The organism is Ruegeria sp. D7 (genome assembly GCF_056534355.1).
Genome location: NZ_JBQFPG010000009.1, coordinates 90,576 through 104,837, shown reverse-complemented (window position 1 = coordinate 104,837; position 14,262 = coordinate 90,576). Strand labels below are relative to the sequence as shown.

General features: G+C 58.0%; 21 protein-coding genes. 8 read left to right on the top strand and 13 right to left on the bottom strand.

From position 1 onward, the window contains the following. Window positions 1–33: 33 nt before the first annotated feature. From ACRZ9U_RS13915 to ACRZ9U_RS13895, 5 genes are all read right to left on the bottom strand, one after another. Window positions 34–849, bottom strand: a complete 816-nt coding sequence (locus ACRZ9U_RS13915) for a DUF2189 domain-containing protein (RefSeq protein ID WP_170408521.1) — start codon at window positions 847–849, stop codon at window positions 34–36. Between the two features lie 148 nt (window positions 850–997). After that, window positions 998–1,897 (bottom strand): OmpA family protein, encoded by a 900-nt coding sequence (locus ACRZ9U_RS13910; RefSeq protein ID WP_170394770.1) that lies wholly within the window; start codon window positions 1,895–1,897, stop codon window positions 998–1,000. After that, window positions 1,894–2,451: a peroxidase-related enzyme gene (locus ACRZ9U_RS13905; protein ID WP_480887475.1), complete on the bottom strand. Its 558-nt coding sequence runs from the start codon at window positions 2,449–2,451 to the stop codon at window positions 1,894–1,896. Before ACRZ9U_RS13905 ends, ACRZ9U_RS13910 begins: the two co-directional genes overlap by 4 nt. 25 nt (window positions 2,452–2,476) lie before the next feature. Continuing rightward, window positions 2,477–3,187, bottom strand: coding sequence for a GNAT family N-acetyltransferase (locus ACRZ9U_RS13900; protein ID WP_170408523.1), 711 nt, complete (start codon window positions 3,185–3,187; stop codon window positions 2,477–2,479). Next, window positions 3,184–3,906, bottom strand: coding sequence for a molybdopterin-binding protein (locus ACRZ9U_RS13895; RefSeq protein ID WP_170394779.1), 723 nt, complete (start codon window positions 3,904–3,906; stop codon window positions 3,184–3,186). Before ACRZ9U_RS13895 ends, ACRZ9U_RS13900 begins: the two co-directional genes overlap by 4 nt. Before the next feature lie 51 nt (window positions 3,907–3,957). On the opposite strand from ACRZ9U_RS13895, the gene sfsA reads away from it, so the two are divergent. Both sfsA and map read left to right on the top strand, forming a co-directional pair. After that, a complete protein-coding gene (gene sfsA, locus ACRZ9U_RS13890; RefSeq protein ID WP_170408524.1) occupies window positions 3,958–4,659 on the top strand; it encodes a DNA/RNA nuclease SfsA in 702 nt (233 codons plus the stop codon). Window positions 4,660–4,768: 109 nt separating this feature from the next. Then, window positions 4,769–5,581, top strand: a complete 813-nt coding sequence (map, locus tag ACRZ9U_RS13885) for a type I methionyl aminopeptidase (RefSeq protein WP_170408525.1) — start codon at window positions 4,769–4,771, stop codon at window positions 5,579–5,581. Here the strand turns inward: map and ACRZ9U_RS13880 are convergent. Genes ACRZ9U_RS13880 through ACRZ9U_RS13865 form a run of 4 tightly spaced genes read right to left on the bottom strand, consistent with a single transcriptional unit; the run spans window position 5,569 to window position 8,176 of the window. Further along, complete coding sequence (locus ACRZ9U_RS13880; protein WP_170394788.1) at window positions 5,569–5,748, bottom strand: hypothetical protein; 180 nt, start codon at window positions 5,746–5,748, stop codon at window positions 5,569–5,571. The genes map and ACRZ9U_RS13880 overlap by 13 nt on opposite strands. Window positions 5,749–5,773: 25 nt before the next feature. Then, window positions 5,774–6,409, bottom strand: coding sequence for an HAD family hydrolase (locus ACRZ9U_RS13875; RefSeq protein ID WP_170408526.1), 636 nt, complete (start codon window positions 6,407–6,409; stop codon window positions 5,774–5,776). Between the two features lies 1 nt (window position 6,410). Beyond that, window positions 6,411–6,968: a 16S rRNA (guanine(966)-N(2))-methyltransferase RsmD gene (rsmD, locus tag ACRZ9U_RS13870; protein ID WP_170408527.1), complete on the bottom strand. Its 558-nt coding sequence runs from the start codon at window positions 6,966–6,968 to the stop codon at window positions 6,411–6,413. After that, a complete protein-coding gene (locus tag ACRZ9U_RS13865) occupies window positions 6,965–8,176 on the bottom strand; it encodes an FAD-dependent oxidoreductase (RefSeq protein WP_170408528.1) in 1,212 nt (403 codons plus the stop codon). Before ACRZ9U_RS13865 ends, rsmD begins: the two co-directional genes overlap by 4 nt. Window positions 8,177–8,275: 99 nt before the next feature. Here ACRZ9U_RS13865 and ACRZ9U_RS13860 point away from each other — a divergent pair, with 99 nt between their 5' ends. The 4 genes from ACRZ9U_RS13860 to ACRZ9U_RS13845 all read left to right on the top strand — a co-directional run bounded on the left by ACRZ9U_RS13860 (window position 8,276) and on the right by ACRZ9U_RS13845 (window position 9,806). Then, on the top strand, window positions 8,276–8,761 hold the full coding sequence (locus ACRZ9U_RS13860) for a peroxiredoxin family protein (RefSeq protein WP_170408529.1): 486 nt from the start codon (window positions 8,276–8,278) through the stop codon (window positions 8,759–8,761). A 103-nt stretch (window positions 8,762–8,864) separates the two neighbouring features. After that, window positions 8,865–9,110 carry a glycine zipper 2TM domain-containing protein gene (locus ACRZ9U_RS13855; protein ID WP_170394802.1) on the top strand — a complete coding sequence of 82 codons (246 nt, stop codon included), beginning with the start codon at window positions 8,865–8,867 and terminating at the stop codon, window positions 9,108–9,110. An 11-nt stretch (window positions 9,111–9,121) separates the two neighbouring features. After that, on the top strand, window positions 9,122–9,469 hold the full coding sequence (locus ACRZ9U_RS13850) for an EF-hand domain-containing protein (protein WP_170394805.1): 348 nt from the start codon (window positions 9,122–9,124) through the stop codon (window positions 9,467–9,469). 28 nt (window positions 9,470–9,497) lie between these two features. Further along, window positions 9,498–9,806 (top strand): hypothetical protein, encoded by a 309-nt coding sequence (locus ACRZ9U_RS13845; RefSeq protein WP_170408530.1) that lies wholly within the window; start codon window positions 9,498–9,500, stop codon window positions 9,804–9,806. Here the strand turns inward: ACRZ9U_RS13845 and ACRZ9U_RS13840 are convergent. From ACRZ9U_RS13840 to ACRZ9U_RS13825, 4 genes are read right to left on the bottom strand one after another with little or no spacing between them, the layout of a single operon-like run. After that, window positions 9,789–10,094 (bottom strand): 4a-hydroxytetrahydrobiopterin dehydratase, encoded by a 306-nt coding sequence (locus tag ACRZ9U_RS13840; RefSeq protein ID WP_170394812.1) that lies wholly within the window; start codon window positions 10,092–10,094, stop codon window positions 9,789–9,791. The two genes, ACRZ9U_RS13845 and ACRZ9U_RS13840, sit on opposite strands and share 18 nt — an antisense overlap. Then, entirely contained in the window at window positions 10,091–11,278 is a 1,188-nt protein-coding gene (locus ACRZ9U_RS13835; protein ID WP_480902096.1) for a GNAT family N-acetyltransferase, read from the bottom strand. The genes ACRZ9U_RS13840 and ACRZ9U_RS13835 overlap by 4 nt, the downstream gene beginning before the upstream one ends. 45 nt (window positions 11,279–11,323) lie before the next feature. Then, entirely contained in the window at window positions 11,324–12,094 is a 771-nt protein-coding gene (locus ACRZ9U_RS13830; protein WP_170408532.1) for a glycerophosphodiester phosphodiesterase family protein, read from the bottom strand. Further along, window positions 12,091–12,546, bottom strand: a complete 456-nt coding sequence (locus ACRZ9U_RS13825; protein WP_170394820.1) for a RidA family protein — start codon at window positions 12,544–12,546, stop codon at window positions 12,091–12,093. The genes ACRZ9U_RS13830 and ACRZ9U_RS13825 overlap by 4 nt, the downstream gene beginning before the upstream one ends. A gap of 297 nt (window positions 12,547–12,843) precedes the next feature. On the opposite strand from ACRZ9U_RS13825, the gene ACRZ9U_RS13820 reads away from it, so the two are divergent. Then, the gene (locus ACRZ9U_RS13820) at window positions 12,844–13,659 is read left to right on the top strand and encodes an MlaA family lipoprotein (protein WP_170408533.1); all 816 of its coding nucleotides are present in this window, start codon (window positions 12,844–12,846) and stop codon (window positions 13,657–13,659) included. Beyond that, window positions 13,649–14,257: an MlaC/ttg2D family ABC transporter substrate-binding protein gene (locus tag ACRZ9U_RS13815; protein WP_170408534.1), complete on the top strand. Its 609-nt coding sequence runs from the start codon at window positions 13,649–13,651 to the stop codon at window positions 14,255–14,257. The genes ACRZ9U_RS13820 and ACRZ9U_RS13815 overlap by 11 nt, the downstream gene beginning before the upstream one ends. Window positions 14,258–14,262 lie beyond the last annotated feature (5 nt).

Below are 14,262 nucleotides of genomic sequence, written 5' to 3'. Positions count from 1 at the left end.
AATAGCACGGGTCTTTTTTTGTTTAGCGATGCATCAGTTAGTCTCTGGTGATACGGCCCGCTGATACAGGTGCCACGTGGTGTGGCCCAGGATCGGCAGCGTGAAAATCAGCCCCAGAAACGCCGGAACCAGCGACAAAAGCATGGTGACCGAGATGATCGCCGCCCAACTGAGCATTACCACCGGGCTTTCAGCGACCACGCGAATGGACGTGAGCATGGCGGAAACAAAGTTGGTTTCCCGATCCAGAAGCATGGGCATGGCCACCACAGTCACCGAGAACAGGACCGCAGACAAAAACGCGCCGATGCAGGTGCCGACCGCTAGAAAGATCCAGCCTTGCGATGTGAAGAAGATGGTGTTCATGAACCCTTCGAAATCCGAGAAGGACGCCTTTTGCAGGATGATCGCCAGCCAAAGGCGGATTTGGTAGGTCCATACCCAGAAAATGAACAGGGTGACAAAGGCCATCCAACCCATCTCGCGCTTGCGTTGATGGGCCATGACGCTGAGGATTTCGGACCAGCCGAAGCGTTCCCCTTTCTGCATCCTACGGGACATTTCATAAAGCCCGGCGGCCGCAAATGGGGCAACCAGCGGAAAGCCTACGGCGGCAGGAATGATCATCCAGATCTTGCCAAGCCCGACCAGGCACCAAACGAACAGGATGCCGAAAACCGCGTAGAACAGGCCGAAAAAGCCGCTCATGACCGGGTGTGCGAGGAAGTCGGAAAACCCGGCCTTCAGCGATGCGGTAATATCCTCGGCCGTCAGCCTGTTAACCTCGGGCATGGATTGCTGTGGGACCGTGTTATCCGGCGGAGTGGTATCTTCGGTTTTGGATGCCATGACGCATTCCTCCCAAAGCATGGTGGCTGGTGGGACTGCCTGCCAACAGGCCTGATGGCAAGACAGACGCACCGATTAGCTGCAAGTGTGCATCAGGCCGCGCCATCAGGGCAAGGGGGACACAGGGCGTCCGCGGTGCTCGCGCCTGTTAGTTGACCAGCAACACCGCCTCGACCCGGCGATTGAGATCGCGGCCCTCGGGCGTAGCGTTAGAGGTGATGGGCGCAAGATAGCCTACGCCCTGCGCCTCGATCCGGTCGGCGGCAACACCGTGCGCTTCGATCAGGCGCGCACGCACGGCTTCCGCCCGTTTGGTGCTGACCGCAATATTGGCCTGCAATGCGCCCGTATCATCCGTGTGCCCTACCAGCGCCAAACGGGTCGAAGGATTGTCGGCCAGATAGCCCGCAAGCAGCGCAAGCGAGGCAAACGGCCCTTCGCCCAGCGCGACTTCGCCGGTGCGAAAGTGCAGGTCATCAAGGATGACATGTCCGGTACTGCTGAGATCGTTTAGCAAACCGGCAGGGCCCTCAACGGTTTCCTCGATCACAAGTGGCTGCGCAGGCTGCGTACCTTGCGGGGTTACCCGGATCATCTGCACATAGCCATCCGGCGGGTTGCGGCTGACCAGCAGGCTCAGCACTTCGTCACCGCGGGAGGCGGATAGAAAACGGTAATCGTGGATCGCCACATACATGTCAGGCGTCGGCACCACTTCGGTGCCAAAGCGGAAATCGAACCCTCCACAATTGCGTGCCTCGCATTCAAACGTGATCTCGAAACCTTGCGCCTGAAGCTGATCCCGAAGCGGTGCAAGAATTTGCAGCGTCGTGCTAGACCCGGCCTGCAGACGCCATGTTAGCCGCTCGACACGCCCTTCGACAGTGCGGGATGGAACTGCGCCGTCGGCAAACACGCCGGTTGGCAGGTCGTAGCTGTCCAATGCACTGGTGCGATCCGAAATCTGCCGGGCGCTGGCGGGCAACGTCAGTTCCTGCGCCTGCACAGGCACGGCCAAAAGGAGGCTAAGGAACAGGAAACGGATCATCGGAACTGTGCGTGATACTCGGGGTTCGGGACCATGGCAGTGGCACTGGCCACGCGGTTGGTCATATTGAAGAAACCGGTGACATTGGCAATGTCCCAGATATCGCGATCCGAAAACCCGACATCACGTAAAAGCTGGCGATCGGGCTCTTCGATTGTGGTGCTGGCGGTAGTCATCTTGGCTGCGAAATCCAGCATTGCACGTTGGCGCGCGTCCAATTTGGCGACGCGGTAGTTCATGACCAGCATCTCACCCAGCTGCGGATCGCCCGAAAGCTGCCGCACCGCTGCGCCATGAGCCACGAGGCAGTAGAAGCATTTGTTGATCGAGGACACCACGACCGCAATCATCTCGCGTTCCAGCTTGGCCAGCCCGCTATCGGCCAGCATCAGATCATTATACATCGAAGTGAAGGCATTCAGCTTGTCGATATCGAAGGCATAGGCGCGCAGGACATTCGGCACCATTCCCAGTTTCTCAACACAGATATCAAAGTATTTCTGCGTCTCTGACGGTAGTGGGTCCACCATTGGCAGATCCAGGGCAGTGGGCATGTCCTGTTTTGTCAATTCGTCCTCCTCAGACGCGCTGGCGATAGTGGTATTCTCCGACGATCTTCATCCCAAGCGAGTGATAGAGGCCATTGGCCCCCGCGTTCGCCTTGGTACAGATCACGCTAAGCGTCTGCGCGCCATTGTCCAGCGCCCAAAAGGCCGCGGCGCGCATGGCCCACTGGCCCAACCCCTTGCGGCGGTGATCCGGCAGGATTTCGAGCGCGTGAACCATCGCGATACCTTCATGGATCGCCACGAAGCCTGTTCCTGCGGGCTGATCGCTGTGGCGCAACAAAAGGCCGGTCTTTGGGCCCGGTGCCCGGTACATGATCGCAATCCGTTCGGGGCCGATACCGCCCTGCGCCCAGATCTCACGCATGATGGCCAGCGGTTCCCAGATGTTGAAAACAGTCACGCGCGGGATCGGGATATCGGTCAACTGCTGCGCCGGGCAGGAATAAATATTGACCGGATCAAGGATGTCGTAGCCGCGTTGCGCAAGCATTGCATCCAGCGCCTCATCCCCCGGACGCAGGCAGAAGATGCGTTTTTGACCCATCGCCTGCATGGCGCTTTCGGCCGCATCGATATCGGCGCTGGTGACGTCCCCGGTGCGATTGGCGGCAGAAACGCGTGAACCTCCGCCCTGTCCTTGCCGCAGTCGAAGTGGGCCTTGCGTTTGATAGCCGGCGGCAGGCCATGTGCCATCGACAACAGCGGCCCAATCGGGATTCAAAGCTCGATCTCTTTCGCAAGGCGGGTCATGGCGGCATCGATCCGTCCACCCTCGGTGCCGCGCACGACGACGTTGGCTCCGAAGACGCCATTCGTCTGAAACGGATAACAGCCGATCGAAAGATCGCCGAAGTCTTTGGCCAGTGCGGCCAAAGTTGCTGCAATATCGCCTTCACCCCGATCCACACGCAGCGTCTGCGACAAAAGCGGGCTACCTCCGATGAGCGAAGGCAGAACACTCGCAACCATGGCCTGAAAAACCAAAGGCACCCCGGCCATGACATGGACGTTGTTGATGGTAAAGCCGGGCGCGGTCGAGACCGGGTTGTCGATCAATTCGGCCCCTTCCGGAATACGCGCCATGCGCAGGCGAGCGTCGTTCAGTTCCAGCCCGGATTTCTCGTAATGCGCCTCAAGCAATGCACGCGCGTCGTCGCGAACATCGATATGCACGCCAAAGGCACGGGCGATGCAGTCAGCGGTGATGTCGTCATGGGTCGGACCAATACCACCACTGGTAAACACATGGTCATGGGCCTCTGATAGCGCCCTTACCGCTGCCTCAATCGCGGGTGCATCATCGCTGACAATGCGCACCTCTTTCAGGTCAATGCCGTGTTTGGTCAGCTCTCCAGCCAGATAATGCATATTGGCATCGCGGGTGCGGCCCGAGAGGATCTCATCCCCGATCACCAACATTGCAGCGGTTGGATTGGCCATGACGCGCCCTCCCTCTTGATCGACCGTTAGGGCAGGTATAGGCCCTTGGCCATGCGATTTGAAACCCCCCTTGTCCCCGCTCGACTGATCCGCCGCTACAAACGCTTTCTGGCAGACTGCAGGCTGGAAGACGGGCGCGAGGTGACAGCCCATTGCGCCAATCCGGGCTCAATGATGGGGCTGGCAGAACCGGGTGAGAAAATCTGGCTGGAGCCCAACGACGATCCGAAGAAAAAGCTGAAATACGGCTGGCGGCTGGTCGATCATGAGAACGGGCATTTCACAGGGGTCGACACATCAGTCCCCAACAAGGCGCTTCGGGTGGCGCTCGAGGCGCGTGAAATCCCCGAGCTGGCCGCCTATGAAACCGTGCGCCCCGAGGTCAAATACGGTGGAAACAGCCGTATCGATTTCCTGCTGACTGGGCCGGGCCTACCCGATGCTTATGTCGAGGTCAAAAGCGTCACCCTCTCACGCCAAGCGGGCCTCGCCGAGTTTCCCGACAGCGTCACCGCACGCGGCACCAAACATTTGGGTGAACTGGCAAAGATGGCCGTACAGGGCCACCGGGCGATCATGCTTTATTTGGTGCAAAGGACCGATTGCAATCGGTTTGCACTGGCCGATGATATTGACCCAGCCTATGCGGCGGCGTTTGAGGCGGCGATAGGTGTTGAACGCTTTGTCGTTGGAACTCGGATCACGCCCGAAGGCGTCTGGGTTGAGCCCGCTCGGCAATGGGGCACGGGCTAGAAACTTCTTTGATAGACCCTATTTACTAGTTGAAAACCGAGCCCTCTGGTACTTTCTGCACAAGCAGCGTAAAAGAAGTGCTGCGTGAAATATTTGGAGTCCCGCACCGATGAAAGAACATCGTGGCCGTCTGACCAAAGACGGTATCCGCATCTATGAACAGAGTGACTTTGCCGGCATGCATGCGGCAGGGGCGCTGGCTGCGCGGATATTGGATGACATTGCTGAACATGTTTTTGTCGGCCAGACCACCGGTGCGATTGACGGGCTGATCACTCAGATGGTCGAGGATGCAGGTGCGGAATCGGCAACCATTGGCTACAAGGGTTATCAGCACGCCAGCTGCATCAGCGTGAACCACGTGGTCTGTCACGGTATCCCCGGCGAGAAGAAATTGAAGGACGGCGATATTTTGAATATCGACGTCACTGTCATCGTCGATGGCTGGTTCGGTGATACGTCGCGCATGTATGTGGCGGGTAAATTGCCGCGCAAGGCCGAACGGCTGATTCAGGTGACCCACGACGCACTGTTCAAAGGTATCGAGATGGTCAAGCCGGGCAATACTTTCGGCGATATCGGCCACGCCATTCAGGCCTATGTCGAGGCGCATCGGATGAGCGTTGTACGCGATTTCTGCGGCCACGGTCTGGGCCGGGTGTTCCACGCGCCACCAAATGTCCTGCACTATGGGCGTCCGGGTACCGGAGCTGTGTTGGAAGAGGGCATGTTCTTTACCATCGAGCCGATGGTCAATCTGGGGCGTCCTGAAACCAAGACACTGTCCGATGACTGGACTGCCGTGACCCGCGACAAATCGCTGTCGGCGCAGTTCGAGCATTCGGTCGGTGTGACCGCAGATGGGGTTGAGATTTTCACCTTGTCACCGGGCGGCAAATATCACCCGACCTATTCGTCCTGATCGGTCGCCTGATCGCGTAGTAGCTTCAGTAGCAAGGTTTCATCCCGCCACGGGATGACCGCGTCGTGAATGAACACCGGCGCGCGCATCGGTTTGGGCGGAGGCCCAGTTGTGGTGTCAGCGTCTTTCGAAAAAGCCCAGAGCGGAGGTGTGATAGCGCGGTCCATGGACCAAGCATAACACGTTTATGGCTCAAAGTCCCAAAAGCTTGGGCGCATGTAACATGTCGGAGAACACTTCGGCCCCTAGTTCTTCCAATCGCGCACCATCATCATGGGCCGCATAGCCCAGGCAGCGCATATTGGCGCGCATTGCTGCGGTGACACCGTTTTCGCTGTCTTCGATCACAACCGGCACCGTTGCGCCGAAATGCTGGGCAGCGGTCAGGAACAGGGTCGGGTCGGGCTTGCCCGTTCCAAGCACCTGAGCCGAAAACATCACATCTTGAAAACGCTCCCAAAGACCATTCTGGCCCAAAGTGATCTTCATTTTCTCAGGCCGACCATTTGAGGCGACACAGTAGGGAATGTCGCTTGCATCCAGTTGCGCCAGCAATTCACGGATACCCGCGACCAGAGGCGTGCCTGCTTTCAGCGTCTCGTAGATTTCCGCATAGATTTGATCAGTCCAGTCATCCGGCAGATCAGCCCCCAGCTCGCGCGCCTTGTCGCGCACACCGGTCATGGTGCCACCAACAAACAGGGACATGCATTCGGCTAAGGACAAGTGCAGGCCATGGCCGGCGAGATTGTCGACCATGACCTGATTGGACAAAACCTCGCTATCGACCAGAACGCCGTCGCAATCAAAGATAACCAGATCGTGCATCTCAGCCCCCTGTGCGCCACATCAGCGAGATATGCGTGTCGCCATACTTCCGCGTGTCGTGCAGCGTAAAGCCCTCGGGCGCAGTCATTGGGGTGCTTTCTTCCCAGACGATCAGAGCGTCATCAGACAGCCAACCAACTTGGGTAGCCGCGGCCAGTGCCCTTTGACCCAGAGCTTTTCCGTAAGGCGGATCCAGAAAAACCAGATCACAAACAGCGCCCGGGTTTTCGCCCAAACGGGTCGCATCCCGCCGGATCAAAGTGGTCTGGCTGGCGCTTCCGGTCAGGGCGATATTCTTGCGGATCAGACCCTGCGCGACCCTCCCATCATCGACAAACGTGACGTGGGACGCGCCGCGAGACAGCGCTTCAAGTCCCAATGCACCGGTGCCCGCAAACAGGTCGAGAACCTGCAAGCCGTCGAAGTCGATCTGATTATTTAAAACGTTGAACAGGCTTTCCCTTACCCGGTCAGTGGTCGGGCGAAGATGCGCACCGGCATCGCCTTTGCCAACCGAAGTCAGAGCCCGGCCCCGGAAGTCTCCGGCGATGATCCTCACGCTTTGAGCAGCGGTTTCAGGTCCGCTTCTGGGTCGGCAACGACAACAGGATCAGCGGTCTTTCCCGCATCAATCAGGCGTTTGCCGACCATATAAGCACGCGGGTCATTCATCGCATCGACCGCGATCAGCTGATCGCCCTTGTAGTACCAGAAGGACACCGTCGCGCCCTCACCCTTGCGAGTCACCACACGGTCATAGCCGGTATTCAGCCCGGCGATCTGAAGCTTGACGTCATACTGGTCCGACCAGAACCAAGGTGTTGCGGTGTAATCCTTAGCTGCACCCAGCATGTTCTGGGCCACGATTTCGGCCTGATCAATGGCGTTCGGCACGCTTTCCAGGCGAATACGGCCTTCGCCATGCGGGAACGACGCGCAATCGCCCGCCGCCCAGATCGACGGATCTGAGGTGCGGCCATGGGCGTCGGTCTTGATGCCGTTATCCAGCTCTAACCCAGCTATTTCAGCCAATTGAATCGACGGAGCGATGCCGACGCCAACCACGACGAAATCCACCTCAAGCTCGGTGCCGTCGGTCAGAATAGCACCCTTCACTTTGCCGTTTTCACCAACCAGACGATCCAACCCGACGCCCTCACGAATGTCGGCCCCGTATTCGGTGTGCAGCGTGCGAAAGTAGTCGCTTGTCTCTTTGGCCGCGACACGCTGAAGGATGCGGTCGGCCATCTCGACCAAGGTCACCCTGACCCCGCGCTTGGCACAAACGGCGGCGGCTTCAAGCCCGATATAGCCGCCACCAACGATCAGCGCGCGGGCGCCATCCGATACCCGAGGTTCCATCTCGTCGATATGGGCGAGATCTCGCACCACATGGACACCCTCAAGATCGCCCCCGATCGCTGCGGGCAGGCGGCGTGGGTCGGACCCAGTGGTCAGCGCCAGTTCATCATAGGTGATCACCTCATCGCCGAGGGTCACCGTCTTGGCCTTTGGATCAATCGCCGTCACACGTTGACCCAACCGTAGGGTGATATTGTTTTCGGCATAGAAGCTCTCGGGCCGCAGGAACAGGCGCTCCAGTTCCATCTCGCCCAACAGGTAAGCCTTGGACAAGGGCGGGCGTTGGTAGGGCAAATGCGGCTCGGCTCCGATCAGGGTGATGTCACCTTCGAACCCGTCCTTGCGCAGCCGTGCTACCAAAGAAGCACCGGCCTGCCCTGCCCCGATCACGACAATATGGCTCATGTTTCGCTCACCCTGCAGAATTCACGTGGTTACTTTGTTTCGACCACCTATATTGCGGCAAAGCCCGACTCTGCAAATCCAAATGACAGGAGCGTAAAAATGATTGCAACAGGTGACATGCTGCCCGAGGCCACGCTGATCCAGATGGGTGCCGAAGGCCCCGAGGAGGTTCGGATTTCAGACAAGACCAAAGGGCGCAAGGTTGTGATCTTCGCTGTACCCGGTGCGTTCACCGGAACCTGCACAACCGCTCATGTACCAAGCTTCATGCGGACCAAGGACCAGTTCGATGCCAAGGGTGTAGAAGAAATCATCTGTATCTCGGTCAACGACCCTTTCGTGATGGGCGCCTGGGGAGAAAGCACCGGTGCAACAGCGGCCGGGCTGACCATGCTGGCCGATGCGGCGTCCGAGTTTACCAAGGCCATCGGCATGGATTTCGACGCCCCGCCCGTAGGCCTGATTGCACGCTCCAAACGCTATGCAATGCTGGTTGAAGACGGCAAGGTCGTGGCGATGAATCTGGAAGAAAACCCCGGTGTCTGTGAGGTCTCGGCTGGTGAAGGCCTGCTTGATAGTATCTGATCCCTGTCGGCCCCGGTTTGACCGGGGCCACGTGAAACGCATTTAACTTGATGCAACGCCCCGATGCGCCAATACTTGGCCCATACAACTGGGGAGTTCATTGATGCGACTGAAATTGCTTACATTGTTTCTTGGCACCGCCGGGGCCCTGGCGGCGTGCGGACCTGCACCCACACCCCAACAACAGGCTGCCCGACAGCACGAGATCGCCTGCCTGAGTGGTACCATAGGCGGCGCCCTAATCGGTGGAGTGATCGGCAATCAATTTGGCGGTGGTTCAGGCAAGACCATCCTGACGGCGGCGGGCGCCGCTGCGGGTGGCGTGTCTGGCGAACGTTACGCGTGCTGAGGAGATTTGAGATGAAACGAGTATTGATTATCACCACCGCATTCCTGATGGCTGCTGCTGCAAACGCCGAGACCGTCGCAGAACTGCACGAGGCCGAGTTGAATAACATCGACACCAACAATGACGGCTTCCTGTCCAAAGACGAATTCAACGCCTTCTCGGACTATGCATTTCAGGCAATGGACGAAGACAAGAACGGCACTCTGGGCCTGAGCGAAGCAAAACCGTTTTTGGATATCAAACAGTTCGAAGCCGTTGACCGGGATGGCGACAGTCTTATCTCAAAGGCAGAGTATGTCAGCCAAATGCAGAACGATTTTGACGCTGCGGATAAGGATGGCAACGGTCTCTTAGATTAAACGCCAACTTGGTTGGCAGGAGCGTGTCATGAATAAATGGATCTGCCTCGGTAGCCTGGTGGCTTTGGCCGCATGTGACGTACAGCAATCCCCGGTGATCAGCGGCCCTGATGGTCAGGTGCAGATTCAGATCAATACCAGCGGTCTGACCTGTTATGAAAATCGGTGTCTCGACATCAATCCGGCGGCCCGCAGCGTGCGGTCCGTCGGCACCCGTACGATCAGAATTCCGGGCAATATCAATGTCAGCGACGGCACGATCACTCCGGCAGAATTCAAGCAGCTGGGAACGGCAACATTGCTGGCCGGTGGGACGGGTTCACGCGGAGACCGTTAGCAGGCTGTCCATCTTACGCGCCAGCTTGGCGTCTTGTGCAGACAGACCGCCAACATCATGGGTCGACAGGACCACCTCTACCGTGCGGTAGACATTCGACCATTCGGGGTGGTGGTTCCATTTCTCGGCCCAGATCGCCACCTGCGTCATCCAGCCAAAGGCGGCGACAAAGTTATCGAAGATGAAGGTCTTGGTGATCGCGTCGCGGTCTTCGACCATGGTCCAGCCATTTCTGAACAGCGGGTCCAGCAGCGGGCCGCGGGTCTCGGTTGACAGAAGTTCGGTCATTGCTGTTCCTCCGGGTTCGATTTCCTGAACGGGCCATAATCCGTCAGAATCTCGATCTCTTCTCCCACTGCGTGGGACTCGGCGTCCAGATATTTCTGAACCGCATCAGCAAAACCCGGATCGCCAACCCAATGCAAGCTATGCGTGCGGGTTGGCAGATAGCCGCGCGCCAGCTTGTGCTCGCCCTGCGCACCGGCCTCAACCCGCGCCAGACCTTCCGCAATGGCAAAGTCGATCGCCCTATAATAGCACAGTTCGAAATGCAGGCAGGGGTGATGTTCGACACAGCCCCAATACCGGCCATACAGCGTTTCCCGCCCGACAAAATTTAACGCACCGGCGACGGGGTATCCATTGCGTTCGGCCAGCACCAAGGCGATGTCATCCGTCATGGTTTCCTGAGCGATATCAAAGAATTGTCGCGTCAGGTAGGGCGAGCCCCATCTTCGCGCGCCGGTATCCTGATAGAACCGCCAGAACGCGTCCCAATGCTCGGGTCGCAGATCATCGCCGGTGATTGTTCGAATCTGCCCACCGAAATCACAGGCCTGCGTGCGTTCCTTCTTGATATTCTTGCGTTTGCGCGAGGACAGCGCAGCCAGAAACTCGTCAAAATCGGCGTAATCATCATTGAGCCAGTGAAACTGCTGCGAGTGGCGGACCATCAGGCCCATCTGCTCACCTGCCAGCGCTTCGGCCTCGGTGCAGAAAGTAGCGTGCAGCGATGAAATTCGATTCTCGGCGGCCAGTTGCACCGCTCCTTGCACCAGCGCCGAGATCCCGACAGCATCGTAGCCGGGTCGCACCAAAAAACGCCTGCCAGTCGCGGGTGTGAAGGGCACCGCGATCTGCAGCTTGGGATAATATCGCCCGCCCGCGCTTTCATAGGCATGAGCCCAGCTATGGTCGAAGATGTATTCACCTTGGGAGTGCGACTTGGCAAACATCGGGGCTGCCGCAATCAGCATCCCGTCCAGATAGGCTGTCAGGTATTGCGGCTGCCAGCCAGTACCGCGCCCGACCGAGCCGCTTTCTTCCAGGGCAAGCAAAAACCGATGTGTCGTGAACGGATCAAACGGTCGCCCGCCATCGGCAACCTCGGGGCAGGCGCAACTGTCCCAGTCGCTCGCGGAAATCTGCGAGACCGATGTCAGAACCCGAACCTCAATCTGTGCCTGATCCATATCCCCTCCGCGCTGCACCTTTATCTGTGATCGCGCGCGCCGGGATCAAGCGGGATGTTCGGCCAGATAGCCTTCGAACGTAACATTATCGGCAACCTTGCGTGCCTCTGCTTCTTGTTCAAGCGAGCGCACGGTCCAGCACAGGATCGGCACACCCTGTGCCTTCAACTCAGCGACCCGGGGGCGGTCAAGATCGATGACTTCATGGCTGATAAAGCTGGCTCCAACGCGGTCGAAATCCGGGATGTTGCGCAGATGATCGCAGACGGCTTGCGGCAGAAGCTCGACTTTGGGCTCGTAAGAACTGGTAACGAGACCGCGCGGCAAATGTGGCGTAAGGCGTGCAATCTCTGCGACTGAATGCGGGTTGAACGACATCAGCGCGACCGGGCCTTCATAGTCTTTCAGTGCGCTTACAACATCTGCTTCCAAAGCGCCGATATCGGGGCCCATTGCACCATCTTGATCCTTCAGCTCGATGAGCAAGGGCACCCGTCCTGCAACAATGGCCAGCACCTCTTCCAGCGAGGGGATACCTTCACCGTCAGAATGCAGAAGCGTCTGGGCCCGCGCTTGTGTTTCGGTGATCTGTTGGATCGGTCCGGGCTGCCCGGTCAGACGTGTCATGTCATAGTCGTGAAACACCATGGCCCGATTGTCGCGGGTGCGTTGCAGATCAATCTCGACCCCATAACCGGCGTCTATTGCGGCACGAATGGCGGCCCGGCTATTCTCGGGCCGCTGATCAGAAATGTCATGCAGCGCGCGATGTGCTATCGGGCGCTGCAGGAACTCAGACGGAAGGGACGGTTTCATTGAACCTCGAAAATACCCTCGATTTCAACGGCAACACCCAAAGGCAATGAGGCTGCGCTGACGGCCGAGCGCGAATGACGACCGGCGTCGCCCAGCGCTTCGACCAGGAAGTCAGAGGCCCCGTTGATCACCTTCGGCTGTTCTGTGAAATCAGCGGTCGAGTTTACAAAACCGGTCAGCTTGATCACGCGCACCAGCTTGTCGATATCGCCACCACAAGCCGCTTTGACCTGAGCCAACAGGTTGATGGCGCAGACTTTGGCTGCAGCGGCGCCTGCCTCAACATCCATATCATCACCGAGCTTACCAGTGATCAGATCATCCGCCTTGGAGATCTGGCCCGACACGTAGACAATGTTGCCGATGCGCACGAAAGGAACGTAGTTCGCTGCCGGAGCAGGTGCGTCCGACAGGCTGACACCCAGGCTGTCCAGTTTTGCTGCGATGCTCATATGATTGATCCTCATCTCGTAGTGATTCAGCGCGGACGCTACCCGGGAAAACCTGTTTCCGAAAGCGGGAAAGCGGGATTTTTCCCATTGCCTGCAAACTGGGCAGGTCTTCTCTTATTCAGGAAGTGTTGAATTCGTGTCACTTTACGTCGCCCCATCGGCTGAGGTAAACGCGAGTTGTTGTTTCAAATCCTGCGCGAAACCTCTATGTGAGACCAATTGCGCCACCAAGGGTGCAAAGGCTGTATTGATTGAAGGCCCGGATACCGCTGGGCAATTTTCGGAGTAACGAAGACAGTGCCAAGTTACATTCGTCTGAAGCACCTGATCATATTCGGCATCCTGACGGTCCTATCGGCATGCGCGACGCAGCCTCAGGACGCAGCGGCGCGGGGTGAGATTTTTGACCCCTATGAAGGGACCAACCGGGGCATTCACAAGTTCAATCTGGGTGTGGACCGATTCCTGTTCCGACCGGCCTCGAAAGGCTATGTGAAGATCGTACCAGATCCGATGGTTACCAGTTTCAATCACTTTGCCGAAAACCTGACGATGCCCGGGCAGGCGCTGGACTATCTGCTGCAAGGCAATCTGAAACAGTCCGGCAATGCGCTGCTGCGCTTTCTGATCAACTCGACCGTGGGCGGCTTTGGCCTGTCAGCCCCGGCGGATGAGCTGAACCTGCCGCCTGTTGATACTGATTTCGGCGAAACCCTGCATGTCTGGGGCGTGGGCGAAGGTGCTTATGTGGAACTGCCCTTCTACGGCCCGTCCACCGCGCGCGATGCGGTCGGCGTTGTGGTCAACCTGTTCTCGAATCCGATCAACTTTAGCCCGACCCGCCCGGTCGACAATATTGGTGTCTATGCCGAGGTCGTGCGGCGGATGGGAGATCGCGGTCGGTTCTCGGATACAGTTGATTCGATTCTGTACGAAAGTGCAGACAGTTACGCGCAAGCGCGCACGATCTACCTGCAAAATCGCCGCTTTGAACTGGCAAGGGATGATGAAGACGCCTATCTGGGTCTGTATGACGATCCCTACGCCACCACCGGGACCGACCCTGTCAGAGACCCCTATCTTGACCCGTACGAGGACCCCTATGCCGAATAACCTGTTGAACCGACGCCGTTTTGTGGCCACCGCCCTGACCGGGATGACAGTTGCCGCATTGCCTCTGCCCGCGTTCGCGCTGACCGAAGCGCAGGCCAAACAGCTGGTCAACAGCGTTGTGGCCGATATCACGCGTATCATTGACTCGGGTAAATCCGAAAATGCCATGCTGCGTGATTTTCAAAAGATCTTTGTGCAATACGGTGATGTGCCGATCATGGCCCGCTATGCGCTGGGGGCGGATGCACGCACAGCCTCATCCGCACAGCTGCGTCAGTTCACCAAAGCGTTCGAAGGCTATATTTCGCGCAAATATGGTCGCCGGTTCCGCGAGTTCATCGGCGGTGAGGTCACCGTGCGTAACGCGCGCAAGATCAAGACCGGATACGAGGTCAGAACCTCGGTCAAATTGCGCGGCTCATCCCCGTTCGAAGTGACATTCCTGGTGTCCGACAAATCGGGTCGTGGAAAGTTCTACAACATGTTCATCGAAGGTGTGAATTTGTTGCTGACCGAGCGCACAGAGATTGGCGCAATGCTGGATGCGCGCGGCGGCGACCTGAATCGCCTGATCAAGGATCTGAAAAAGACTGGCTGATCAGA

Excerpts from the sequence above, each read along its gene's own strand:
- ACRZ9U_RS13905 (WP_480887475.1), bottom strand. The coding sequence starts at position 2,451 with ATGCCCACTGCCCTGGATCTGCCAATGGTGGACCCACTACCGTCAGAG.
- ACRZ9U_RS13850 (WP_170394805.1), top strand. The coding sequence starts at position 9,122 with ATGAAACGAGTATTGATTATCACCACCGCATTCCTGATGGCTGCTGCT.
- ACRZ9U_RS13875 (WP_170408526.1), bottom strand. The coding sequence starts at position 6,409 with ATGCACGATCTGGTTATCTTTGATTGCGACGGCGTTCTGGTCGATAGC.
- ACRZ9U_RS13845 (WP_170408530.1), top strand. The coding sequence starts at position 9,498 with ATGAATAAATGGATCTGCCTCGGTAGCCTGGTGGCTTTGGCCGCATGT.
- ACRZ9U_RS13830 (WP_170408532.1), bottom strand. The coding sequence starts at position 12,094 with ATGAAACCGTCCCTTCCGTCTGAGTTCCTGCAGCGCCCGATAGCACAT.
- sfsA (WP_170408524.1), top strand. The coding sequence starts at position 3,958 with ATGCGATTTGAAACCCCCCTTGTCCCCGCTCGACTGATCCGCCGCTAC.
- ACRZ9U_RS13815 (WP_170408534.1), top strand. The coding sequence starts at position 13,649 with ATGCCGAATAACCTGTTGAACCGACGCCGTTTTGTGGCCACCGCCCTG.
- ACRZ9U_RS13865 (WP_170408528.1), bottom strand. The coding sequence starts at position 8,176 with ATGAGCCATATTGTCGTGATCGGGGCAGGGCAGGCCGGTGCTTCTTTG.
- ACRZ9U_RS13910 (WP_170394770.1), bottom strand. The coding sequence starts at position 1,897 with ATGATCCGTTTCCTGTTCCTTAGCCTCCTTTTGGCCGTGCCTGTGCAG.
- ACRZ9U_RS13895 (WP_170394779.1), bottom strand. The coding sequence starts at position 3,906 with ATGGCCAATCCAACCGCTGCAATGTTGGTGATCGGGGATGAGATCCTC.
- ACRZ9U_RS13855 (WP_170394802.1), top strand. The coding sequence starts at position 8,865 with ATGCGACTGAAATTGCTTACATTGTTTCTTGGCACCGCCGGGGCCCTG.
- ACRZ9U_RS13880 (WP_170394788.1), bottom strand. The coding sequence starts at position 5,748 with ATGGACCGCGCTATCACACCTCCGCTCTGGGCTTTTTCGAAAGACGCT.
- ACRZ9U_RS13835 (WP_480902096.1), bottom strand. The coding sequence starts at position 11,278 with ATGGATCAGGCACAGATTGAGGTTCGGGTTCTGACATCGGTCTCGCAG.
- ACRZ9U_RS13860 (WP_170408529.1), top strand. The coding sequence starts at position 8,276 with ATGATTGCAACAGGTGACATGCTGCCCGAGGCCACGCTGATCCAGATG.
- ACRZ9U_RS13840 (WP_170394812.1), bottom strand. The coding sequence starts at position 10,094 with ATGACCGAACTTCTGTCAACCGAGACCCGCGGCCCGCTGCTGGACCCG.
- map (WP_170408525.1), top strand. The coding sequence starts at position 4,769 with ATGAAAGAACATCGTGGCCGTCTGACCAAAGACGGTATCCGCATCTAT.
- ACRZ9U_RS13915 (WP_170408521.1), bottom strand. The coding sequence starts at position 849 with ATGGCATCCAAAACCGAAGATACCACTCCGCCGGATAACACGGTCCCA.
- ACRZ9U_RS13825 (WP_170394820.1), bottom strand. The coding sequence starts at position 12,546 with ATGAGCATCGCAGCAAAACTGGACAGCCTGGGTGTCAGCCTGTCGGAC.